The sequence below is a fragment of the Sphingopyxis sp. genome (genome assembly GCF_050916055.1).
Taxonomy (GTDB): Bacteria; Pseudomonadota; Alphaproteobacteria; order Sphingomonadales; family Sphingomonadaceae; genus Sphingopyxis.
This window is the reverse complement of sequence record NZ_CP051527.1, coordinates 2,370,586-2,392,722: the sequence shown is the minus strand read 5'-3', so window position 1 is coordinate 2,392,722 and position 22,137 is coordinate 2,370,586. Positions and strand designations below refer to the sequence as shown.

30 protein-coding genes are annotated in these 22,137 nt (G+C 67.0%); 16 read left to right on the top strand and 14 right to left on the bottom strand.

Annotation, left to right across the window (positions count from 1 at the left end):
- Positions 1-143 precede the first annotated feature (143 nt).
- From HEQ22_RS11700 to HEQ22_RS11690, 3 genes are all read left to right on the top strand, one after another.
- A complete protein-coding gene (locus tag HEQ22_RS11700) occupies positions 144-689 on the top strand; it encodes a copper chaperone PCu(A)C (protein ID WP_432768072.1) in 546 nt (181 codons plus the stop codon).
- 112 nt (positions 690-801) lie between these two features.
- On the top strand, positions 802-1,284 hold the full coding sequence (locus HEQ22_RS11695) for a vgr related protein (RefSeq protein ID WP_432768071.1): 483 nt from the start codon (positions 802-804) through the stop codon (positions 1,282-1,284).
- Between the two features lie 264 nt (positions 1,285-1,548).
- Positions 1,549-2,901 carry a DNA recombination protein RmuC gene (locus tag HEQ22_RS11690; protein WP_432768070.1) on the top strand — a complete coding sequence of 451 codons (1,353 nt, stop codon included), beginning with the start codon at positions 1,549-1,551 and terminating at the stop codon, positions 2,899-2,901.
- A 134-nt stretch (positions 2,902-3,035) separates the two neighbouring features.
- On the opposite strand, the gene HEQ22_RS11685 is transcribed toward HEQ22_RS11690, so the two are convergent.
- From HEQ22_RS11685 to HEQ22_RS11650, 8 genes are all read right to left on the bottom strand, one after another.
- Entirely contained in the window at positions 3,036-3,749 is a 714-nt protein-coding gene (locus HEQ22_RS11685; RefSeq protein ID WP_432768069.1) for an META domain-containing protein, read from the bottom strand.
- Between the two features lie 104 nt (positions 3,750-3,853).
- Positions 3,854-4,660 carry a TrmH family RNA methyltransferase gene (locus HEQ22_RS11680; RefSeq protein ID WP_432768068.1) on the bottom strand — a complete coding sequence of 269 codons (807 nt, stop codon included), beginning with the start codon at positions 4,658-4,660 and terminating at the stop codon, positions 3,854-3,856.
- Positions 4,661-4,664: 4 nt separating this feature from the next.
- Entirely contained in the window at positions 4,665-4,943 is a 279-nt protein-coding gene (locus HEQ22_RS11675) for an HPr family phosphocarrier protein (RefSeq protein ID WP_432768067.1), read from the bottom strand.
- Positions 4,943-5,344 carry a PTS sugar transporter subunit IIA gene (locus HEQ22_RS11670; RefSeq protein ID WP_432770865.1) on the bottom strand — a complete coding sequence of 134 codons (402 nt, stop codon included), beginning with the start codon at positions 5,342-5,344 and terminating at the stop codon, positions 4,943-4,945. Before HEQ22_RS11670 ends, HEQ22_RS11675 begins: the two co-directional genes overlap by 1 nt.
- A gap of 38 nt (positions 5,345-5,382) precedes the next feature.
- On the bottom strand, positions 5,383-6,333 hold the full coding sequence (gene rapZ / locus HEQ22_RS11665) for an RNase adapter RapZ (protein WP_432768066.1): 951 nt from the start codon (positions 6,331-6,333) through the stop codon (positions 5,383-5,385).
- Positions 6,330-6,782, bottom strand: a complete 453-nt coding sequence (locus HEQ22_RS11660; protein WP_432768065.1) for an HPr kinase/phosphorylase — start codon at positions 6,780-6,782, stop codon at positions 6,330-6,332. Before HEQ22_RS11660 ends, rapZ begins: the two co-directional genes overlap by 4 nt.
- Before the next feature lie 54 nt (positions 6,783-6,836).
- Entirely contained in the window at positions 6,837-8,429 is a 1,593-nt protein-coding gene (locus HEQ22_RS11655; RefSeq protein WP_432768064.1) for an ATP-binding protein, read from the bottom strand.
- Positions 8,422-9,132: a response regulator gene (locus HEQ22_RS11650; RefSeq protein WP_432768063.1), complete on the bottom strand. Its 711-nt coding sequence runs from the start codon at positions 9,130-9,132 to the stop codon at positions 8,422-8,424. The genes HEQ22_RS11655 and HEQ22_RS11650 overlap by 8 nt, the downstream gene beginning before the upstream one ends.
- A 245-nt stretch (positions 9,133-9,377) precedes the next feature.
- On the opposite strand from HEQ22_RS11650, the gene HEQ22_RS11645 reads away from it, so the two are divergent.
- Positions 9,378-10,979 (top strand): phosphoenolpyruvate carboxykinase, encoded by a 1,602-nt coding sequence (locus tag HEQ22_RS11645; RefSeq protein WP_432768062.1) that lies wholly within the window; start codon positions 9,378-9,380, stop codon positions 10,977-10,979.
- 49 nt (positions 10,980-11,028) lie between these two features.
- Positions 11,029-11,475 (top strand): hypothetical protein, encoded by a 447-nt coding sequence (locus HEQ22_RS11640; RefSeq protein WP_432768061.1) that lies wholly within the window; start codon positions 11,029-11,031, stop codon positions 11,473-11,475.
- 209 nt (positions 11,476-11,684) lie between these two features.
- Here HEQ22_RS11640 and HEQ22_RS11635 read toward each other — a convergent pair whose 3' ends face one another.
- Positions 11,685-13,571, bottom strand: coding sequence for a DUF885 domain-containing protein (locus HEQ22_RS11635; RefSeq protein WP_432768060.1), 1,887 nt, complete (start codon positions 13,569-13,571; stop codon positions 11,685-11,687).
- 215 nt (positions 13,572-13,786) lie between these two features.
- Entirely contained in the window at positions 13,787-14,182 is a 396-nt protein-coding gene (locus tag HEQ22_RS11630; RefSeq protein WP_432768059.1) for a DUF3597 domain-containing protein, read from the bottom strand.
- Positions 14,183-14,359: 177 nt separating this feature from the next.
- On the opposite strand from HEQ22_RS11630, the gene HEQ22_RS11625 reads away from it, so the two are divergent.
- Entirely contained in the window at positions 14,360-14,950 is a 591-nt protein-coding gene (locus tag HEQ22_RS11625) for a DUF937 domain-containing protein (RefSeq protein ID WP_432768058.1), read from the top strand.
- A 218-nt stretch (positions 14,951-15,168) separates the two neighbouring features.
- Here HEQ22_RS11625 and HEQ22_RS11620 read toward each other — a convergent pair whose 3' ends face one another.
- From HEQ22_RS11620 to rplU, 3 genes are all read right to left on the bottom strand, one after another.
- On the bottom strand, positions 15,169-15,765 hold the full coding sequence (locus tag HEQ22_RS11620; RefSeq protein ID WP_432768057.1) for a GNAT family N-acetyltransferase: 597 nt from the start codon (positions 15,763-15,765) through the stop codon (positions 15,169-15,171).
- Positions 15,766-16,001: 236 nt separating this feature from the next.
- Positions 16,002-16,271, bottom strand: a complete 270-nt coding sequence (rpmA, locus tag HEQ22_RS11615; RefSeq protein ID WP_039577112.1) for a 50S ribosomal protein L27 — start codon at positions 16,269-16,271, stop codon at positions 16,002-16,004.
- A gap of 48 nt (positions 16,272-16,319) precedes the next feature.
- Positions 16,320-16,871, bottom strand: coding sequence for a 50S ribosomal protein L21 (gene rplU / locus HEQ22_RS11610; protein ID WP_432768056.1), 552 nt, complete (start codon positions 16,869-16,871; stop codon positions 16,320-16,322).
- A 228-nt stretch (positions 16,872-17,099) separates the two neighbouring features.
- On the opposite strand from rplU, the gene HEQ22_RS11605 reads away from it, so the two are divergent.
- Complete coding sequence (locus tag HEQ22_RS11605; RefSeq protein WP_432768055.1) at positions 17,100-17,621, top strand: hypothetical protein; 522 nt, start codon at positions 17,100-17,102, stop codon at positions 17,619-17,621.
- A 196-nt stretch (positions 17,622-17,817) separates the two neighbouring features.
- On the opposite strand, the gene pspF is transcribed toward HEQ22_RS11605, so the two are convergent.
- Positions 17,818-18,843: a phage shock protein operon transcriptional activator gene (gene pspF, locus HEQ22_RS11600; RefSeq protein WP_432768054.1), complete on the bottom strand. Its 1,026-nt coding sequence runs from the start codon at positions 18,841-18,843 to the stop codon at positions 17,818-17,820.
- A 178-nt stretch (positions 18,844-19,021) separates the two neighbouring features.
- Here pspF and HEQ22_RS11595 point away from each other — a divergent pair, with 178 nt between their 5' ends.
- The 9 genes from HEQ22_RS11595 (at position 19,022) to HEQ22_RS11555 (ending at position 22,132) form a co-directional block, all read left to right on the top strand.
- Entirely contained in the window at positions 19,022-19,192 is a 171-nt protein-coding gene (locus HEQ22_RS11595; protein WP_432768053.1) for a hypothetical protein, read from the top strand.
- Positions 19,193-19,282: 90 nt separating this feature from the next.
- On the top strand, positions 19,283-19,945 hold the full coding sequence (gene pspA / locus HEQ22_RS11590; protein ID WP_432768052.1) for a phage shock protein PspA: 663 nt from the start codon (positions 19,283-19,285) through the stop codon (positions 19,943-19,945).
- A 12-nt stretch (positions 19,946-19,957) separates the two neighbouring features.
- Complete coding sequence (gene pspB, locus HEQ22_RS11585) at positions 19,958-20,233, top strand: envelope stress response membrane protein PspB (RefSeq protein ID WP_432768051.1); 276 nt, start codon at positions 19,958-19,960, stop codon at positions 20,231-20,233.
- 1 nt (position 20,234) lies between these two features.
- Positions 20,235-20,615, top strand: coding sequence for an envelope stress response membrane protein PspC (gene pspC, locus HEQ22_RS11580; RefSeq protein WP_432768050.1), 381 nt, complete (start codon positions 20,235-20,237; stop codon positions 20,613-20,615).
- Between the two features lie 32 nt (positions 20,616-20,647).
- Positions 20,648-20,947, top strand: coding sequence for a hypothetical protein (locus HEQ22_RS11575; protein WP_432768049.1), 300 nt, complete (start codon positions 20,648-20,650; stop codon positions 20,945-20,947).
- Between the two features lie 20 nt (positions 20,948-20,967).
- Positions 20,968-21,279, top strand: coding sequence for a hypothetical protein (locus HEQ22_RS11570; RefSeq protein ID WP_432768048.1), 312 nt, complete (start codon positions 20,968-20,970; stop codon positions 21,277-21,279).
- 11 nt (positions 21,280-21,290) lie between these two features.
- Positions 21,291-21,554: a hypothetical protein gene (locus tag HEQ22_RS11565; RefSeq protein ID WP_432768047.1), complete on the top strand. Its 264-nt coding sequence runs from the start codon at positions 21,291-21,293 to the stop codon at positions 21,552-21,554.
- 31 nt (positions 21,555-21,585) lie between these two features.
- Positions 21,586-21,852, top strand: coding sequence for a hypothetical protein (locus HEQ22_RS11560; RefSeq protein ID WP_432768046.1), 267 nt, complete (start codon positions 21,586-21,588; stop codon positions 21,850-21,852).
- 37 nt (positions 21,853-21,889) lie between these two features.
- Positions 21,890-22,132: a hypothetical protein gene (locus HEQ22_RS11555; RefSeq protein WP_432770864.1), complete on the top strand. Its 243-nt coding sequence runs from the start codon at positions 21,890-21,892 to the stop codon at positions 22,130-22,132.
- The last annotated feature ends 5 nt before the right edge of the window (positions 22,133-22,137 follow it).

The window sequence follows — 22,137 nt, the reverse complement described above, 5'->3', positions numbered from 1 at the left end:
CTCTGGCGCCCTGAAAAGGCACGCCGTTCATGGTTCCCTTTGGCGGGTTTCAGGGCGCGATATAGGTGCGCTAATCCTTGGCACAAGGACTCAATGGGCTTATCGGGAACAGGAAAATTGCCCCCTTTACGGAGTCCGATGCCATGAAGCCCTTCGCCCCCCGCCTGTTCGCCTGCGCCGCCCTTGCTGCGAGCGCGCTGACCCTGACCGCCTGCGGCGAAAATCTGGGCAAGGGGCAGCAGCTCAACGTCGTCAGCGGCCATGTGGTGATGGGCGCCACCCCCGACCGCCCGGCGGTCGGTTATTTCCGCGTCGAGGGCGGGCCGGTGCCGGTCGAGCTGGTCGCGGTGACCAGCGATCTGGCGCAGCGGGTCGAGATGCACGAAAGCGTGCGCGAAAACGGCATGATGACGATGAAGCCGCTGCTGCGCGCCGCGGTGCCCGAAAAGGGCGAGCTGGTGTTCAAGCAGGGCGGCAAGCATCTGATGATCTGGGGCATCAACGGCGCGGCGGTGCGCGCCGGCAAGCTGCCGATGGCGTTCGTGTTCACCAACAACGCCAATGAGCGCATCCTGTTCGACATGGTGATCAAGCCGGCCGAGGGCGCGGCGGGCGGCGAGGCCGCGATGGACCATGGCGCGATGGACCACGCCGCCGACAAGGTGGCGCCCGACGCGGCGAAGAAATAAGCGTGCCATCCAACCCCGCGTCATTGCGCACGGAGCGACGCAATCCAGAGCGGGTTACCGCACGCCCCGGATTGCCGCGTCGCCTTCGGCTCTTCGCAATGACGGGGTTCTGATGGCGAAGTCGTCCCGCCCCCTGACCAACGGCGAAATCGCGCTCGCCCGGACCGTGTTCGGCGACGCGATCGCCTATGACCGCGCGCGCATCTGCCACCACAAATGGATATTTTTCCAGCCGCGCCACATCGTGATGGCGCCGATGGGCAGCCTGCATTTCAACCCGCACGGCGACCTCTATTGCGACGATTTCAGCGCCGCGTCGCAGCGACTGCAGGGCCTGTTCATTCATGAAATGACGCATGTGTGGCAGGCGCAGACGCGCGGGCGCTGGTATCTGGTGCTGATGCGCCACCCGTTCGCGACCTACAGCTACAGCTTGAAACCCGGCTGGCTGCTCGAACGCTACGGGCTGGAGCAGCAGGCCGAGATCGTGCGTCATTACTGGCTTCTGACGCAGGGCATGGTCGTCGGCGGTGCGCCGGGGGTCGAGGCGTATCGGGCGATATTGCCGTTCGGGGGTATAAGGGCTGGCGGTTAGCCGGCGGACTTTGCCCAAAGCGATCCTCCCCGGCACGGGGAGGGGGACCAGGGAAGCTGGTGGAGGGGTACGCGGTGTCGAGCGCTTGCGTATGACCTTGCGTGCCCCTCCACCACCCTTCGGGTGGTCCCCCTCCCCCTGCGGGGGAGGATCGGCGATGTCCGCTCCCCACCCCAACGCCGACCTCGCCCGCCCGCGTTTTGATCCGGCGTCCGAACATTTAGCCCCTAGCCAGACGACCGGCGTTCGTCCTATGTTCCCGGCATGGATGGAATCGCGCTCGTCGTCGCCCTTGTTGCCCTCGCCATCGGCGCGCTGATCGGCTGGTTGTTCGCCGGTCGGCAGTCGGGGGCGCTGACCGCCGAGCGCGACGGGCTGGCCGAGCGCTTCCGGACCGCAGTGACCGACCTTGCCGCCGAAGCCGAGGCGCGCAAGGCGGCGGATATCCAGCTTGCGGCGCTGCTCAGCGAGCAGAAGGCGCGCGACGCCGCGCACGACGCGCAGATCGCCCAGTTGAAGGACGCGCAGGCGGCGCTCACGGCGCAGTTCCGCGAGGTTGGGCAGGTGATGCTAGACGGCGCGCAAAAGGCGTTCCTCGAACGCGCCGAGGCGCGGTTCAAGGAAAGCGAGGCGACCGCGGGGCAAAATCTGAAGGCGCTGCTGTCGCCGGTCCACGACAGGCTCGAAAAATATGAGGTCGCGGTGGCGAAGGTCGAGGCCGAGCGGCGCGACGCTTTCGGGCTGCTGCACGGCCAGATCGCCGCGATGCGCGAGGGCACCGAGCGCGTGTCGAGCGAGGCGGCGAAGCTGGTCAACGCGCTGCGCAACGCCCCCAAGGCGCGCGGGCGCTGGGGCGAGCAACAACTGCGCAACGTGCTCGAAAGCTGCGGGCTCTCCGAACATGCCGATTTCCAGACCGAGGTGAGCGTGAATGACGGCGACGGTGGGCGGCTGCGCCCCGACGTCGTGGTGCGGGTGCCGGGCGGGCAGAATCTGGTGATCGACGCCAAAGTGTCGCTCAACGCCTATCAGGATGCGTTCGGCGCGGTCGAGGAGCGCGAGAAGGCGGCGCATCTGGTCGCGCATGCCGCGGCGATGAAAGCGCATGTCAACACGCTCGGCGCCAAGGCCTATTGGAACCAGTTCGAGGATACGCCCGATTTCGTCGTGATGTTCGTGCCCGGCGAACATTTCCTCGCCGCGGCGCTCGATCAGGATCCGACGCTCTGGGACTATGCGTTCGAGCGCAAGGTGCTGCTCGCGACCCCGACCAACCTCATCGCGATCGCGCGCACCGTCGCCGCCGTGTGGCGGCAGGAAAAGCTCGCCAATCAGGCGCGCGAAATCGCGGCGCTGGGCAAGGAGCTGTATGCGCGCATGTCGGTGATGGGGTCGCACATCGCCAAGGTCGGGCGCAATCTCGATCAGGCGACCGGCGCGTATAATGCGTTCGTCGGCAGTTTCGAATCGCAGGTGCTGACGCAGGCCAAGCGGTTCGAGGCGCTCGACGTCGAGACCGGCGACCGCGAAATCCCCGCGCTGCCCGTCGCCGAGCAGTCGGCGCGCCCGCTGGCGAAGCTGGCCGCGGCGCCGAGCGCGGTCAACGACGGCGATTGAATCACAGGCTAACCCCAATTCCGTTCGCCCTGAGCTTGTCGAAGGGCCGTTCTGTTCTGGCGTCAAAGGAAGTGCGGTGCTTCGACAAGCTCAGCACGAACGGCTGAGGGGTTGGCGCCGGATTTTCGCGCGGATCAAATGACCCGCTTCAGCACCGCAGTCCGCCCCTCGGCGCCGGTCAGGATCAGCGTGCCGTCGGCGGGGAAGGTCAGGCTGACCGGCCCGCGCATCAGCTCGAAGAAGGCGTTTTCCTGCGTCATGCCGGCGCCCGGACACGCCATCTCGGTCGCCGCCAGCGGCCCCGCGGTGAGCGTGCCGCCGTCGGCCGAATAGCTGCCCGAAAAGCGGTTGCAGCCGGCGCTGCCGCTGATCCGGCTGCCGTCGAATTGCAGCGAGGTCGGCCGGTCTGCGGCCACCGGGGCGCCGCCGATCGCGGCGAAGGTCCAGTTGGTGCCGGCGAGCGCGGTCGGCGGCAGCACGCCGCCGCCGCAGCCTTTCACGGTCGTCCCGTCGGCGGTGACGGTCACCGTGTCGCGGTAGCGGCGGTCGCTCATCCCGTCGCTGCATTCGCCGCGGGTCACCTCGACGACGAGGCGTTCGGTGACGTAGCGCTCGCCGGTCGCGGTCGGCTGCGCGCCGGGGTTGGGTTGCAGGATCTTGGTGTCGCCATAATCGCCGTCATAGTTGAGCAGCCCGGGGGAGATTTCGAGCGACCAGCCGGGCTCGGTGCCGAGCGCGAAATAGGCGGCTGCGGGGGCGGGCGCGCCGGGCGGCGCGTCGGAAACGGGGACGCAGGCGGCGAGGGCGAGAAAAGCGAATGGCAGGGCGGCGGCTGCAAGTTTGGACATGATGACTCTCCTGAATCCGTTCGCATCGCTCGACACGAACGGCGGATAGGTCGGTGTAGTTGCATCGGGCTGGATGCTGGCTGAATGAGGCTCAGGCCCGCGGGTCACCCCCGCCGCTGGTTCAGCACCTCATAGGCCATCACCGCGGTGGCGACCGCGGCATTCAGGCTGTCGGCCTTGCCCATCATCGGCATCTTGACGCGCCTGTCGGCGGCGGCGGCATAGGCGGCGGGCAGGCCCTGCGATTCATTGCCGGTGAGGATGAAGGTCGGCGCGGCGTAGCGCACCGCCTGATAATCGAGCGTATCGGCGCCGAGCCAGGTCGCGACGAGTTCGCCCGGTCCGGCGCGCAGCCAGGGCAGGAACTCCTCCCAGCGCGCCTGCACCAGCGTCTGGGTAAAGATCGCCCCCATGCTCGCGCGCACCGCCTCGACCGCATAAGGATCGGTGCTTTCGTCGAGCAGGATCAGCCCGCCGGCGCCGACCGCGTCGCCGGTGCGCAGCATTGTGCCGAGGTTGCCGGGATCGCGCAGCCGCTCGGCGACGAGCCAGATCGGCGCGGCATCGCGGTCCAGGTCGGCGAGCGTCGTCTTCGGTTCGGGGTAGATGCCGACGACGGTCTGCGCATTGTCCTTGCCCGACAATTTTGAAAGGATCGCCGGGGTGGTGTCGATCACCTCGCCGCCGGCCGCCAGCGTGTCCGCGACGAGTGCGGCCGCGAGCGGATGGCTATCGCCTTCGGGGCCGAGGAACAGCCAGTGCGGGAGCACCCCGGCCTCGCGCGCCTCGGTCGCGATGCGCAGCCCTTCGGCAAGGAACAGCCCTTCGGCGCGGCGATGGCGCTTTTCGCGGAGCAGGCGCATCCGCTTGACCAGCGGGTTCGACACGCTTTCGATGGGGGTGCGGCGCATGCCGTCAATCCTCGCCGAAGCTGTCCTTGACCAGCCCGACCAGCTTGAGCAGCGCCGCATCGGCGCCGTCGCCGCGCGTGTGGATGGTGATCGTGTCGCCCTTCGCGGCGCCGAGCATCATCAACCCCATGATCGAGGTGCCGTTGACGCGCGACCCGCCCTTTTCGACCTCGACCGACACGCTTTCGGGCAGGCGGCTGACGAAGGTCACGAACTTGGCGCTGGCGCGCGCGTGCAGCCCGCGCTGGTTGGTGATCTCGACCGTCTCCGACACTTCGCCCATCACCCGACCCCCAGCATTTCGGACGCGACCGAGATATATTTCTGGCCCGCCTCTTTCGCGGCGATCACCGCGGGGCGGATGTCCATCGCCTTGCGCGCGCTTTCGAGGCGGATCAGCATCGGCAGGTTGACCCCGGCGATCACTTCGGTCCGCCCCGGTTCGAGCAGGCTGATCGCAAGGTTCGACGGGGTGCCGCCGAACAGGTCGGTCAGCATGATCACCCCGCGCCCCTCGTCGACCGCGCGGATCGCGTCGGCGATTTCCTTGCGCCGCATTTCCATATTGTCGTTGGGGCCGATGCACACCGTCGCGATCGCGCGCTGCGGACCGACGACATGCTCCATCGCGGTCACCATCTCCGCGGCGAGTCGGCCGTGGGTGACGAGGACCATTCCAAGCAATGGCAATGCTTTATCGCTGGGCATGGTGTGCGAAACCCTTATGCTTTGCCGCCGGGCGCGGGAGATGCGGACGGGGGCTTGCCCTCAAGCCCATCTTGCGGGGCGGAGTCAAGATTGCGGTGGGTGACGGTCGGGCTGTGGCCGCCGGCGCGCAGCGCCCGCGCGACGCGTTCGGCGACGTGCACCGAGCGGTGGCGCCCGCCGGTGCAGCCGAACGCGATGGTGACATAGCTTTTGCCCTCGGCGCGGTAACGCGGCAGCAGCGCGAGCAGCAGCGCCTCGATCTGCGACACGGTGGCTTCATAGGCGGGGTCGGCCATCACATAAGCGGCGACATCGGCGTCGAGCCCGGTGCCGGGTTTCAGTTTCGCGTCCCAGTGCGGGTTGCGCAGATAGCGCATGTCGAACACCAGGTCGGCGTTGCGCGGCAGCCCGCGCGCGAACCCGAAGCTCAGGATATTGAGCACCGGTTCGTCCTGCCCGGTGTCGCCGAAGCGCTGGCGGATTTCCTGTTGCAGGTCGTTACTGCTGTAATTGGTGGTGTCGACGACATGCTCGGCCCAGCGGCGCAGCGATTCCATCATCTCGCGCTCGCGCGCGATGCCGTCGGCGGCCGGGCGGTCCTCGGCGAGCGGGTGGCGGCGGCGGGTTTCGGAAAAGCGCCGTTCCAGCTCGGCGCCGGCGCAGTCGAGAAACAGGGTCTGGACGTCGCGGCCGCCGGCGCCGCGCAATTCCTTGATCCGCTTGACGAGCAGCGCCGGCTTGAAGCCGCGGCTGCGGCTGTCGATGCCGACCGCGATCGGGCGGTTTGCCTCGCTGCGATGCACCGGCGCCTCGAGCAGCGCGTCGAGCAACGCGAGCGGCAAATTGTCGACGACCTCCCAACCCAGATCCTCGAGCACCTTGAGCACCGTCGACTTGCCGGCGCCCGACAGGCCGGTGACGAGCAGCAGGCGCGGTTCAGCGACGGGGGCGCTCGCGTCGGTCATGCGGCCGGCGCCAGCCGTTCGAGCGCAAGCATGATCTTGATCGGCGCCGACACTTCGAACGCCGACAGGAGCAGCGCGGGGAGCGGATGCCCGGCGACCGTCTCGACCTGGTTCACCGCCGGCATCCGGTCGTAATGATCGGTCAGCCGCACCGCGAGCGCCAGCGGCACCGGTGCGCGCCACGGACGCTCGATGATCCCGATGCCTCGCACCTCGAGCTTGCCCGCCAGGCTTTCTGGGGGGCGGCACCACAGCCGGTCGCGTTCGAACCAGACATCGCAGCGGTCGTCGGCGACGAGCCGCGCGCCGCGATCGATCAGGCGCAGCGCCAGGTCGGACTTGCCCTGCCCGGAGCGGCCGAGAATCAGCACTCCGCCGTTGCCCGCCGCAACGCAGCTGGCGTGGATGTTGACGATGTCTGGCCTGGTCCGGCTGGGCAGCATCGCCATGGCTTACCGGCGACGCGCCGCACCTGCAAGGCGGATGGGCCGCGACCGGCCGGGTCAGACGGTGCCGCTGCCCTCGGCGGCGGGCAGGGTGATCAGCAGGCTCGCGCCCGGCTGGCTGTCGTCGCGGTCGCGCGCCGCCACCGTACCGCCATGCCCCTCGATGATCGTGCGGGCGATCGCGAGGCCCAGCCCGCTGTGGCGGCCGAAGGCTTCGCCATCGGGGCGTTCGCTGTGAAACCGGCGGAATATCGCCTCGCGCTGGCCGGGTTCGATCCCCGGTCCGTCGTCGTCGACGCCGATCTGCACCTCGTTGCCGAGCCGCGTCGCGCGGATGCACACCAGCCCGCCGGCCGGCGAAAAGCTGATCGCATTGTCGAGGATATTGTCGATCGCGCGTTCGAGCCGGTGGCCGTCGCCCATCACCGTCGTCGTGTCCTTGCGCGGCCGCGCGAACGCGATGCGCGGGATCGGCGCGCTGCTGTCGTCGGCTTCGGCGCGCGCGGTCCGCCCGGCGAGCATCGATTCGATCATCATCCCGACATCGACCGGTTCGAACAGGGTGCGCGACAATTGCGCATCGACGCGGCTCGCCTCGCTGATGTCGCTGACCAGACGGTCGAGCCGCCGGACATCCTCGTCGGCGATGGCGAGCAGCTGGGCGCGCTGGGCGTCGGTCTGGACGCGACCGAGTCCCTCGATCGCCGAGCGCACCGACGCGATCGGGTTCTTGAGTTCGTGCGTGACGTCGGCGGCGAAATGTTCGCCGGCGTCGATGCGCTCGCGCAGCGCCTGCGTCATGTCGGAGAGTGCACGCGCGAGCGTGCCGATCTCGTCGCGGCGGCTGGGCAGGCGCGGCACGACGACCTCGCGCGCGCGGCCGAGGCGGACGCGCACCGCGGCGCGCGCCAGCTTGCGCAGTGGGCGCACGATGGTGCGGGCGAGGAAGAGCGAGAGCAGCACCGACGTCATCAGCACCACGGCGACGACGACCGCGAGCCGGAAGCGTTCGGCGCGCACCGTCCGCGTGATGTCGCGCGCGTTGAGCGTCATCAGCATCGCCTGCGGGGTGTCGAAATCGACGACGCGCGCCGCGCTGAGCAAGGGGGTGCGTTCGGGGGCGTAGCGGAAGCGAGTCGCCGCCCCGCCGCTGCGCTGCGTTTCGATCACCTCGGGCCAGGCGGCGGCGGTGTCGCGCCGCGGTTCACGGAAATCGGGATAGCTTGGCGCGCCGACGATCCAGTCGATGCCGCGGTCCATCGCGCGCGCGGCGTCGCGTTTCCATGGCTGGAGGTTGGGGTCGCGCAGCGTGTAGGTTGGCGGTCCGCTGGCAAAGCTGTCGGACAGGCGGGTGCCGTCGGCGGCGTAAAAGCGTAGCCGCGATTCGGTCGCGCGGGTGAATTCGCCGATCAGCCGCGCGCGCTGGTCGGGCCGCGCCGCCTCGAGCGCGGCGTCGAGCTGTGCGAGCTGGTCCTCCATCACCGCGATCCGCGTATCGACAAGGCGCGAGCGATAGGTGTCGAGATAATAGAAACCGCCCGCCAGCAGCGCGACCGCCAGAATATTCACCGCCAGGATGCGCGTGGTCAGCGACCAGCGCGCCGACCAGACGAGCGGCGCCTCTTCCAGATCGTGGGCGGCGTCAGCCATCGTCGGAAAAGCGGTAACCCGCCCCGTACAATGTCGCGATGCCGTCGAATTCGGGATCGACCTCGCGGAATTTGCGGCGCAGGCGCTTGATGTGGCTGTCGATCGTGCGGTCGTCGATATAGACGTCGTCCTGATAGGCCGCGTCCATCAGCTGGTTGCGGCTGCGCACGATCCCCGGCCGGCTGGCGAGGGTTTCGAGGATCAGGAATTCGGTGACGGTCAGCGTCACGTCCTTGCCGTCCCAGCTGACCTTGTGGCGCGCCGGATCCATCGCCAGCCGCCCGCGCGTGATCGGCTCGGCGACCGGCTCGTCGTCTTCGCTCGGTGCGGCGCGGTTGAGCTCGACACGGCGCAGAATCGCGCGGATGCGCGCGATCACTAAGCGCTGGGAAAAGGGCTTGGCGATATAGTCATCGGCGCCCATCGCCAGCCCCAGCGCTTCGTCGATCTCGTCGTCCTTGCTGGTCAGGAAAATGACCGGCAGCTGGCTTTTCTCGCGCAGCCGGCGCAGCAGTTCCAGCCCGTCCATGCGCGGCATCTTGACGTCGAACACAGCAAGGTCGGGCGGATTGTCGATCAACGGCTTCAGCGCCGCCTCGCCGTCCGAATAGACGCGCGTGACGAAACCCTCGGCCTGCAGCGCGATCGACAGGGATTGCAGGATGTTGCGGTCGTCGTCGACCAGCGCGATGGTTGCCGTCATGCTCTTTCCGTTGGGCGGGGCCGGGTGCAGAGCTAGCCTATCGCGCCGCCACCGACAACCGCCACGGAACGGTGCGTGGGCGCGCTGGAATCTTTTGACCTCTCCCGCCATCCTCGCTAACGCGACCCTTGATTTACGGAATCGGCGTCACGTCGGCACCCATGGTAATGCGGGCCTGCCCTTTTGCGCGGCATCTCCTGCATACCTATGCAATCGGGCCGACGGACATGGGAAAGGTCAAGACGATGACACAGGTGGCGATCGGCAATCAGACCGTCGAAACGCAGGCGGAGGTCGCCGAAAACTGGGGCACCTCGGCGCTGATCGAGGATGCGATCCGGCACGGCGAAGGCCTGCTGGCCAAGGATGGCCCGCTCGTCGTCGAAACCGGCAAGCACACCGGCCGTTCGGCCAAAGACAAGTTCATCGTCCAGGACGCCGAGACCGCCGACACGATCTGGTGGGGCAAGACCAACGTGGCGATGACCCCCGATCATTTTGCGGCATTGAAGGCCGACTTCTTCGCGCATCTGGCGGCGCGCCCGCGCCTGTTCCGCCAGCAGCTGTTCGGCGGCTCGCAGGCCGAGCATCGCGTCGCGGTGCAGGTCGTCACCGAATTCGCCTGGCACAGCCAGTTTATCCGCACTCTGCTTGTTCGCCCGACCGCTGACGAGCTGGCGGCGTTCGCGGCCGAATATACGATCGTCGACTTGCCCAGCTTCCGCGCCGATCCGGCGAAGCATGGCACGCGCAGCGAGACGGTTGTCGCGGTGAATTTCACCGAAAAGCTCGTGCTGATCGGCGGCACCGCTTATGCCGGCGAAATGAAGAAGTCGGTGTTCGGCATCCTCAATTACCTGCTGCCCGCGAAGGGCGTGATGCCGATGCACTGTTCGGCGAACATGGGGCCGAACGGCGACACCGCGGTCTTTTTCGGACTTTCGGGCACCGGCAAGACGACGCTGTCGGCCGACGCGTCGCGCACCCTGATCGGCGACGACGAGCATGGCTGGTCGGACACCGCGGTCTTCAATTTCGAGGGCGGTTGCTACGCCAAGATGATCCGCCTGTCGCCTGAGGCCGAGCCCGAGATTTTCGCGACGACCAAGCGCTTCGGCACCGTGCTCGAAAATGTCGTGATCGACCCGGTCACCCGCGAACTCGATTTCGACGACGCCAGCCTCGCCGAGAACAGCCGTGGTTCGTACCCGCTCGACTTCATTCCGAACACGTCGGAAAAGAATATGGGGCCGGTGCCGCAGAACATCATCATGCTCACTGCCGATGCCTATGGCGTGCTGCCCCCGATCGCCAAGCTCACCCCCGAGCAGGCGATGTATCACTTCCTGTCGGGCTACACCGCGCGCGTCGCGGGGACCGAAATCGGCGTGACCGAGCCCGAGGCGACCTTCTCGACCTGTTTCGGCGCGCCGTTCATGCCGCGCCACCCGTCGGTCTATGGCAATTTGCTGAAGGAACGCATCGCCAAGGGCGGGGTCCAGTGCTGGCTGGTCAACACCGGCTGGACCGGCGGCATGGCGACGATGGACAGCATCAAGCGGATGCCGATCAAGGCGACCCGCGCGCTGCTCAACGCCGCGCTCGACGGCAGCCTGAACGACGCCGAATTCCGCAAGGATCCGAATTTCGGCTTCATGGTGCCGGTGGCGGTGCCGGGCGTTGATTCGGCTTTGCTCGATCCGCGCGAAGCCTGGACCGACAAGCAAGCCTATGACCGCACCGCGCAGGTGCTGGTCGGCCAGTTCATCGACAATTTCGCGCAATTTGCCGAGCATGTCGACGAAGGCGTCCGCCAGGCGGCCCCGCAGGCCGCCGTCGCAGCATAATTCGCCCGGATAACTTCCGGGTGGCAATTCACCCGGAAGGACCGGACCGATGACCGCCGAGTTTTTGCCGCGCCTGTTCGAGCGCGACCATGACATCCGCGCGCTTGGCGAAGGCCTGCTCGCCTGCACGCTGCCACGCGAAGCATGGACGCAAGAGGCGCATCTGGGCGCCTGCCTGTGGCTGCTCAGCGAGCGCTCCGACATCGACGTCGATGCCGAGATCGGCACCATCATCCGCCGCTTCAACACCAGCGTCGGCGGGGTGAACGACGACACACAGGGTTATCACGACAGCATTACCCGAACCTATGTCGCGGGGGTGCGGCTGTTTCTGGCGGGGACGAGCGAGACGGGGCTGGCGGCGTGCGTCAACGCGCTGCTGCGGTCCGACGTAGGCCGCCGCGACTGGCCGCTGCGCTTCTACAGCCGCGCGCTGCTGTTTTCGGTGCCGGCGCGGCGGGGGTTTGTCGAGCCGGATCTTGCGCCGCTGCCCTGACGGCGAGACACAAAAAAAGACTCGCACAAAGCCACGAAGCCACAAAGGGGCATCAAATCCGTTCGCCCTGAGCTTGTCGAAGGGCCGTTTTTTCATTCGGCGGTGAAGACAGACAATGCTTCGACAAGCTCAGCACAAACGGTGAGAGAAAGACCCCCTTTGTGGCTTCGTGGCTTCGTGCGAGTTGGAAATATCGCGAATCCTGAAATCTAAGCCGCCTTCGCCCCCGCCACATAGGCCGCGACATTCTGCGCCAGCACGTCGAGCGGCACATTACCGCCCTCGACCACGACATTGTTGAAATCGCGCAAGTCGTATGTCGCGCCCAGCGCCGTCTGCGCCAGCCCGCGCTGGCGGACGATTTCGCTGTGCCCGACCTTGTATCCGCACGCCTGTCCCGCCCAGCTGCAATAACGATCGACCTCGCTCGCGACCTCGAGCGGGTTCGAGCCATTCTCCTTGACGAAAAATTCGACCCCCTGCTCGCGCGTCCAGCGCTTCGCGTGCAGGCCGGTATCGACGACGAGGCGGCAGGCGCGGAACGCCAGCGACTGGAGGTAACCCAGCCGCCCGACCTCGAAATCGTCATAGAGGCCAAGCTCGTCGGCGAGCTGTTCGGCATAGAGCGCCCAGCCCTCCGAATAGGCATTGAATGCCAGCATGGTGCGGATCAGCGGCATCTGGTTGGAATATTCGCCCTGCCACACATGTCCCGGAATCGCCTCGTGCATCGCGAGGTCGGGAAGCGAATATTTGCTGTGCAGGTCGGTGGTGCGCAGGTTGATCCAGAATTTGCCGGGGATCGTCCCGTCGATCGACCCGGCGCCGCCATAGGCCGCGGGCGCGCCCGGCTCCTCGGCGAGCGGCAGGCGCTTCACTTCGACATTGCCCTTCACCAGCGTGCGGAAGGCGCGCGGCAATTCGGCGCGGATCTTGCCGAGCCAGGTCTGGATATAGGCCATGATCTCGGCGCGGCCGGCGTCGTTGTCGGGGAATTTGTAGCGCGGATCGTCGGCGAGCGCGTTCATCCGTTCGCCGACCGCCCCCTTGGTATAGCCGAGCTTTTTGAGGATCGGGTCCATCTGGCCGTGCAACTCGGCGAGTTCTTCGCGGCCCATTTGATGCACCTCGTCGGGGGTCATCCGCGTCGTCGTGCTGGCGCGCAGCCCCCACGCATACCATTCGTCGCCGCCCGGCCGCGCCCACATCCCCGCGTCCATCGTCGCGTGCGGGCGCTGCGCCTTGAGTTCGGCGATCTGGCGTGCGAGCGCCGCCGCCACCGGCCCCTGCGCGATGGCGGCGGCGCGACCGCGCCAGTCGCCGGCGATCCCCGCGCTCTGCGCCTTCGCCGCCAGCGCGTCGGCGAGGCTGCCGCCGCTGCGCGCGTCGGTCAGCGTCGCCTCCATCTGCGGCAACGCCTTGTCGATCAGGAAGGCGGGCGGGATCAGCCCCTGTCCGCCCGCCGCCTTCAGCCGTTCGGTCTCGCCGTCGAGGACGCCGGCGAATGCGCCGAGGCGCGCCAGATAGGCTTCGGCGTCGCCGCTGGTCTTGACCGGCTGGTCGCTGCCGAGCAGCCGCGGCACGTCGAGATAGGCGCCGACGTTCTGGATCACGACATAGGGCGTGTTGCGCCAGCCACCGACCGCGACGTCGCCATAGGGCAGGGCGAAACCGTCGAGCGCGACGCCATAGGCGCTTTCGACGACCGCGAGGCTGGTGCGCGTCGGGTGGTCGATGCGGTCGGTGCCGCCCGCCTCGGTAAAGGCGCGAACGCGCGCGATGTCGGCCTTCAGCGTGTCGGCAACCGCGCGGACACCCGCCGCCGACCGGTCGGACAATTTGCCGCGTTCGGCGGCGCGGGCGCCGGTGTCGATGCCGAGCGAGGTCGCGCTTTCGGGCGACAGCGCGAGCAGATTGTCGCCGATCGAAGCGAGCAGCGCGTCGGCGGCGGCCTGCGGTGTGGCGTCCGACGCCGGCAGCGCCGCGACCGCGCCGGGATTGCCGCTGCACGCGGCGATCGCCAGCCCTGCGGCGCCGGAGCCCAGCGTGGCAATAGTCTGGCGGCGGCTGAGCGGGGTGGACAGTTGATGATGCACGCGGCGGCTCCCTTGCGACGTTGTTTCTGCTGAAACCTGTCTAGGGAATCGCGGGAGACGGTCAATGCCGTGAGATCCTCCCTGCCGCGTAGCGGTGGGGAGGGGGACCATCCGAGGGATGGTGGAGGGGCGGCTACGTTGCGCCATGGCCCCTCCGTCAGCCCTTCGGGCTGCCACCTCCCCATGCCTACGGCACGGGGAGGATCGATGCAGGATCAGTCGGTCAGATCGGCGGGCACCTTGCCGCCGTTCGCGGCGAGTTCGCGCATCACCGCCTTGTGCAGCCAGATGTTCATTTCGGCGCTGCCGTCGAGGTCGCCGGTGTAGCCGAGCTCGGTCGCCAGCTCCTTGCGGTTGGCGAGGCTCGAATCGATGCCGAGCAATTTCATCAGATCGACGATCGAGGTCCGCCAGTTGAGGTCTTTGCCGGCGGCTTCGGCGGTCAGGATCGCATCGACGTCGACCTCGGCGGGCGGCGGAGCAGCCGCCATCGCGCTGGTCGCGGCGTCGAGCGCCGAGCCGACCGGGTTCGGCGCGGCGGGTGCGGCGGGCGTCGCGGCGACCGCTTTCTTGCCGAAAATCGCGTCCTTGATGCTGCTGAAAATACCCATGATATCACTCCCACTATGGCGCGGCCCAAGCCCGGTGCGGGCGAGTCGTTGGCCCGCAGGCTAGGACTATGCATCCGGAAATGACAGCCGAATGAACGACTCGTGCTGGGCCAGCGCACTGGTATAGTCGCGGCCGCGGGCGCGGGCTGATCGGCGCCGGAGCGGGAGACGAGCAACATGAACCTCACCGACATATTGGCGCAGGCCGGCGGCATCGAATCGATGGCGAAAGAGCTGGGCGTGCCGCCCGCGATGGCCAAACAGGGCGCCGACGCGCTGCTCCCCGCGATCCTCGGCGGCTTCAAGAAACAGGCGCAATCGGGCGGAATCGAAGGGCTCGGCGGGCTGCTTGGCCAGCTCGGCGGCGGCGGCCTGCTCGATTCGGTGCTCGGATCGCAGCCGACCCCGGTCAGCCAGGGCAATGACGTGCTCGGCGAGATTTTCGGATCGAAGGACGTCAGCCGCACCGTCGCGGGGCAGGCCGCGGCGCAGACCGGCCTCGATTCGGGGCTGCTCAAGAAGATGCTGCCGATCCTCGCGATGATGGTGGCGGGGTATATGGCAAAGCAGGGCGGCCAGAGCGGGGCGGGCGGCGGGCTTGCGGGCGGTCTGGGCGGCATGCTCGGCAATGTGCTCGGCGGCGCAATGGGCGGCGGCGCAGCGCCGGGGGCCGGCGGCCTCGGCGGCCTGGGCAAGATGCTCGACATGGACGGCGACGGCAATCCGCTTGACGACATCATGGGCATGGTCGGCAAATTGCGAGGGTAAGGTTTGCGGGGCGGGGTGGGATGGAAGCGGCAGGGTGCGGACGCCTAAATCCTCCCCGGAACGGGGAGGGGGACCACCGAAGGTGGTGGAGGTGGCTGGCGGCCTGACGCGCCGGTTGCGTGACGACGCCAACCCCCTCCGTCAGCGCTTCGCGCTGCCACCTCCCCACAAGTGGGGAGGATCTAGATTCCGCGTCCCACCCCGAAACTGCCGGCGCGTCACGCCGCCATCAGGCGCAATTCCTCGCGGAAATCTTCGTCCACCCCGATGCGGCTTCGCATCGGGGTGACAAGACCATCGGCGTCGGCATCGCCCTCTTCGAACAGCGCGACCGCGGCGTCGCCGCCGCGCGCGAGGCTGAAGCGCTGGGCGATCTGGCCCGTGGGGCGAAAGCCCAGCTTGCGCAGCACCGCGCCCGATGCCGGATTGTCGAGGAAATGCCCCGCCGACAATCTGGGCAGGTGCAGCGCGCGCGCGATGCGGATCAGCTGGCGGCCGGCCTCGGTCGCGAAGCCCAGCCCCCAATAGGGGCGGGCGATCCAGTACCCCATTTCCAGCCCGTCCTCGGGGCTGGGCGAAATGCCGCAGCCGCCGACCAGGCGCGGGGCGCCGCCGGTGCGGGCGAAAATCAGGAATCGCGGCTGCATGGGGTCGATCGGCTGGCTCAGAAACGCCTGCGCCTGCGCTTCGCCATAGGGCCACGGCGCGGTCGCAAGGTTGCGGACCACCGCTTCCTCGCCGATCGCGCGCGCGAGCGCGGGGGCGTCCTCCTGCCAGCCGGGCCGCAGCAACAGTCTTTCGGTACGCGCAAACATCTTTATCACTCCCAATTGCCGCCGCCTTGGCGTCCGATGGTGACGCTTTGACGACAGTCGATGCGGAGGGAGATGGATGGCCCGTTTTTCGCGCCCGTCCGCCAAGTCGCGGAAAGCGGACAAGAAAAAAGGGAGTCCGGGGTGACCCGTCTCCCTCTTTTCGAACTTTGTTTCCGCCTCGGCGAAAAGGACCGTTCCGGGTCATCCCTTGGTGGGCGACCCGTACAAGATCGTCCTTATTCGGCGGCTTCCGCCATGGCGTCGACCGACACATATTTGCGGCCGAGCTTGCCGTCGTGGAATCGGACATGGCCTTCCGCGGTCGCGAACAGCGTGTGGTCCTTGCCCATGCCGACGTTGACGCCCGGATAGACCTTGGTGCCGCGCTGGCGCACGATGATGTTGCCGCCGATCACTTCCTGACCGCCGAACTTCTTCACGCCAAGGCGGCGGCCGGCTGAGTCGCGACCGTTGCGCGATGAACCGCCTGCTTTCTTATGTGCCATGACTGATGCTCCTTAATTCGTTCGAGGGGCCGAGCCGCGTTGCCGCGCTCAGGCGTCCTTCTTGGGGGCTGCCTTCTTGGCAGCGGGCTTCTTGGCGGGCGCGGCCTTCTCGGCAGCGGCTTCCTTCTTGGGAGCAGCAGCCTTGGGCGCGGCAGCCTTCTTCGGTGCGGCTTCCTTGGCGGGAGCGGCCTTGGCAGGCGCTTCCTTCGCGGGTGCAGCAGCCTTGGCTTCGGTCTTCGCTTCGCTCTTCGGAGCGGCCTCTGCCTTCGCAGCGGCTTCCTTCTTCGGCGCGGCCTGCTTGGCGTCGCCGACGGCGAGGATGCGCAGCAGCGTCAGCGACTGGCGGTGACCGTTGCGGCGGCGGTAGTTGTGCCGGCGGCGCTTCTTGAACACGATGACCTTTTCGCCGCGCGTCTGCGCGATGATTTCGGCCGACACGGTCAGACCCTTGGCATCCTTCACTTCGCCGCCGTCGCCGGCCAGCAGGATGTCGCCAAGCGACACGGTGTCGCCGGCTTCGCCGTCGATCTTTTCAACGGCGATCTTGTCTCCGGCGGCGACGCGATACTGCTTGCCGCCCGTGCGCACGATTGCGAACATGGTCTTCCATCCAATCAAAAACTAAATCGCCCGCACTGCCAGTCACCCGCCAAAGCCAGGCGATTTTTCCAACAGGCGGGAAAGTCAGCGCCACTAGCGGCCCGAGCCGTTGCTGTCAACCGCATATTTCCGGGCTTTTTGCCTGAAACTGCGGCTTGCGGCATTCGACCGGGCCGATCCCGATTCGGCGCTTGCTGCGCCGGTCCCGCGCCCATATCAGGGGTGGTGATGAAGCGCACCCTGATTTTCCTGCCTGTCGCCGCGGTCACCGCTTTTTCGCTGTCGGCGTGCGCCGCGGCGCAAAGCACCGGCGCCCCGTCGCTCGCCAAGCGGCCTTACGAGGGCCGGTTCAACGTCGCCCCGCCGCAGGTGGTCGTCGAACCGCCTGGCCCGCTGCCGACCGACCTTGCCGGCCGGCTGGCGCGCTGGGATTCGGACGCGGCGGGCGCGCAGCAGGCCTTTGCCGCCGAACGCGGGCCGACCGCGTCGCTGGTGTCGGCCGCTGCCGGGGCTGCGGTGGCGAGCGAAAGCTGGGTCGTCGCGCAACAGGCAATCTCGCGGCTGGTGGCGACGCGCGCGCCGCTGACCGCCGCTCTGGTCGACATCGACCGTCTCTACCTCGACCGCAGCGTCAGCGACGAGATCGACGGCCTGCCCGAAATTTACGCGCTGCGCGACCGGCTCGCCGACCTGGTATCGACCCAGGACGCCGTGATCGAGTCGCTCAGCGGGCAGCTGCCGGGGCAGTAGGAAAAAACCTCCCTGTGGCGCAGCCATGGGGAGGGCGACCGTCCGCGAAGCGGATGGTGGAGGGACGACGACGATGGCGCCAAAGCCCCTCCGTCAGCGCTGCGCCAAAGGCGCAGTTTATCCTGAGCGCCTGCAAGGCAGTCGAAGGGCGCTGCCACCTCCCCATCGCTGCGCGACAGGGAGGATGGTTGGCGCGCTATTGGTTCAATCCGTGCTTCTTCAGCGCGTGCCGGATCTGGTCGTAGCTCAGCCCCAGGGCTTCCGCCGCGACCTTCTGGTTGAAGCGGCAGCGCGCCATCGTGTCGGACAATATCTGGCGTTCATAGGCGTCGACCGCGGCGCGCAGGTCGCTGACCGCGCCCGGGTGCGGCGCCGCGGGGGCAGGGGTTTCGGCGGGCGTCGCGGCCTCGCCCGGCGTCGGCGCCGAGGGTTTGCGCACCGCGGGCTGCCAGGGGCTGGCGAAGGGATCGAAGCTCAGCGCATCGACCGGCTTGCCCGGATCGCCCCAGCGATAGATGCCGCGTTCGATGACGTTCCTGAGCTCGCGGACGTTGCCCGGCCAGTCGTGGCCCTCCATCGCCGCGAGCGCGCGCGGGCCGAACCCCGGCCATTCGTCCCAGCCGAGCACCGCCGCCATGCGCTGCCCGAAATATTCGGCGAGCACTTCGATGTCGCCTTCGCGCGCGCGCAGCGGGGGCAGGGTGATCACCTCGAACGACAGGCGATCGAGCAGGTCGGCGCGAAAGCGGTTCGCCTCGACCAGCGCCGGCAGATGTTCGTTGGTCGCCGCGACGATGCGGACATCGACGCGCAGCGGCCGCGACGAGCCGACGCGCGTCACCTCGCCATATTCGACCGCGCGCAGCAGCCGTTCCTGCGCGCCGATCGACATCGTCGCCAGCTCGTCGAGGAACAGCGTCCCGCCGTCGGCCTCTTCGAACCGCCCGGCGCGGGTGCGCGTCGCGCCGGTGAACGATCCCGCTTCATGCCCGAACAGCTCGCTCTCGATCAGCGTCTCGGGCATCGCGGCGCAGTTCATGATCACATAGGGGCGGTCCCAGCGCGCCGACAGGCGGTGCAGGCGTTCGGCGATCAGTTCCTTGCCGGTGCCACGCTCGCCGATGATCAGCACCGGGCGGTCGAGCGACGCCGCCATCGACGCGCGCTCGACCGCATCCTGAAAGGTCGCCGACTGGCCGATGAACTGGGTCTCGCGCTCCATTCCCAATCATTGGCAAAATTTCCCGCTGATTGGCAAGTCAAATCTCCGCAAACCGCGAATTGCGAATGAAGTTCGGCGGTTTTCGGTCCCCGACGGCAATTGGCACGCCCCCTGCATAGTGTCTTGCGAACCGGCGCTCCTTGCACCGGTGCAGCGAAACCGAAAGGAAGGATCGACCATGAAAACGATGTTTGCCCAAGCCGCCACCTTCGCGCTCAGCGCGGCAGGCGCGCTGGCCATTCTCGTCGGCGTGATCGACCAGCCCCAGGCCGCCGCCAGCGTCACCGGCTTCCCCGCCGGTCCGCTGATAGCCGCTGCAATGTCCCCGGCGGTCAGTCCTCTGGTCTGACCGGCTCTGGTGCCGGGGCACTCTCCCCCCTTGCCCCGCCCCGGCACCAGCTTTCTTCAAGCGCTCAAAGTTCCGACAGGAGTTAATCACATGGGTATTTTTTCACGCACCCGCGACATCATCGCCGCCAACGTCACCGACCTGCTCGACCGCGCGGAGGATCCCGAAAAGATGATCCGCCAGATCATCTTCGAGATGAACGAAACGCTGGTCGAAGTCCGCGCCTCCGCCGCGCGCACGATCGCCGACCAGAAGGAAATGCGCCGCCACATCACCAAGCTGGAAAGCCTGCAGGACAGCTGGAAGGAAAAGGCCGAACTCGCGCTGTCGAAGGACCGCGAAGATCTCGCCACCGCCGCGCTGGTCGAAAAGCAGAAGGCCGGCGACATGGCCGAGCGGCTGAAGGCCGAGATCGCCGTGCTCGACGACGCGCTGAAGGGATATGAAACCGACATCGCAAAGCTGCAGAAGAAGCTCTCGGAAGCCCGCGCCCGCCAGTCGAGCGTCGTCAACCGCCTCGAAAGCGCCGAGAACAAGTATAAGCTGCGCGAAATGACCAACGGCGACCGCGTCGAAGATGCCTTCTCGCGCTTCGAAATCCTCGAACGCCGCGTCGATGAAGCCGAAGGCCGCGCCGATGCGATCGGTCTCGGCTATAAAAAGTCGCTCGACGAGGAAATCGCCGAACTCCAGGCCGCCGACAAGGTTGCCGACGAGCTCGCCGCGCTGAAAGCCGCACAGGCCAGCAAATAAGGAGCCGGACCGATGGAAGAGATCATCATCGTACCCGTCGTTATCGGCACCCTCTTCCTCGGTCTGCCCTGGCTCATCCTCCACTATGTCACCAAGTGGAAACAGGCCAAGACGCTGACCGGAGAAGATGAGCAGCTGCTCGACGAACTCTACGACACCGCCCGCCGGCTCGAAAACCGGCTCCACACCGTCGAACGCATCATCAGCGCCGACCATCCCGATTTCCGCCCTGCGGTTCGCAGCGATGAAGATCTGGCGCAGCTCGAAAATGTGACCAGGAGGAACTGAGATGTCTGCCAGCCGCACCAAATTCTACCTCGACAAGCAGAACGCCAAATGGAGCGGCGTGTGCGCCGGGATCGCCGACTATAGCGGGGTCGATGTGCTCTGGGTCCGCGTCGGCGCGGTCCTGCTGACCCTGATGGGCGGTTTCCCCTGGACGCTGATCGCGTACTGGATGGTCGCCTGGATGGGCACGCCCAAACCCTTCGCACTTTACGGTTCGAACGATGAGGCGAAATTCTGGCAGGGCGTGCGCTCGAACCCGACCGCGTCGACCCGCGATATCAAATCGCGCTTTCGCGACATCGACCGCCGGCTTGCCGACATCGAACTTTACTACACCAGCCACAACCGTCGGCTCGCCGACGAGATCGAAAGCCTGCGCTGAGCCGCGGCGGTCACGCAACAGGGAGAAAGTAAATGAGTTGGGGTGGTCCCGGATTTGTCATCATGATCATCGCGGTGTGCACCGCCGGGTGGATGTTCACCACCTGGATCCGCGCCAAGCACGGCTATCCGATCGAGAATGAATGGGGTGGCACGGTTCATCGAACCGACCCCGACGCTGATCGAAAAATCGCGCTGCTGACCGACGACAATGCCAAGCTGGCAGGGCAGGTCAGCCGCCTCGAAGAGCGGATTTCGGTGCTCGAACGCATCGCGACCGACAATAATGGCCAGGCGGCGCAACTCGCCGACCAGATCGACCGGCTGCGCTGAGGGGAATGATTGTGGACAATATGGATCTGATAAAAGTCATCGCACCGATCGCCACCATTTTGGGCATATTGGCCATCGGCGGCTGGATTTTCACCACCTGGCTGCAGGTCAAGAACGGTTATCCGATCGAAAGCAGCTGGGGCAAAGCACTCTACCCCCGGACCAGCGACGAGGCGATGGAGCGGGTCAAGCTGATCAGCCAGGAAAATGCCCAGCTGCGCGCCGAACTCGGCTCGGTCAAGGATCGCCTCGCGGTGATCGAACGCATCGTCACCGATGACGCCGGGCGGCTGAGCCATGAGATCGAGGCGCTGCGGCGCCCGGCGAACTGAGGAACGCGGATATGGAAGCGATCGTCATCCTGTTCATCGTCGTCGGGCTCCCGGTCACGCTCGGCATCGGTTACGCCGCCTATGAGCGCCACCTGAAGTTCAAGGAACGGCAGTTCAAGGCGATCACCAGCGAAACCGCCGAAAAGGCCGCCCAATATGCGGCGCAGACCGAGCGGCTGGAACAGCGCGTCCGTGTCCTCGAGCGTATCGTGACCGACAAGGGAATCGATGTCGCCGACGAGATCGAGCAGCTGCGCGACGCCCCGCTCAACTGACGCAATGAAAAGATAACCGAAAGGATCCCCCATGAACCCGTTCGAAATGGTCATCGGCATCGTCCTGATCGTCACCATCGGCAGTATCCTGCGCGCCAAATACGGCGTCCGCCGCGACAACAAGGGCAACGAATTTTTCGCTGCCCCCGCCGACAACGCCGAAACCAAGGCGCTGCTGTCCGAAATCCGCGCGTTGAAAGAGCGCATCCAGGTGCTCGAACGCATTGCCACCGACCACAACCGCGCCGCCAGCCTCGATGAGGAAATCGAGAAGCTGCGCGACCGGTCTCTCCCCTGAACGCGACGCGCAAAGGAGCCGAGCCATGGCCACCATTATGTCCGACCTTGCGACCAGCCTGACCCCCATCGCCGTCGCGCTGACCGCGCTGACCATCATCAGCCTGATCGCGCTGCGCGGCTGGCGCGACTGGATCCAGCTCAAGCGCGACGAACTCGCCGCGGGACATATGCCAACGCAGGACGCCGCCGTCCCGCACGCCGGCTCGCGCATCGAGATCGCCGACCTCAAGGAACGGCTGCGCAAGCTGGAAGCGATCGCCGCCGGGGTCGATCTCTGAACGCA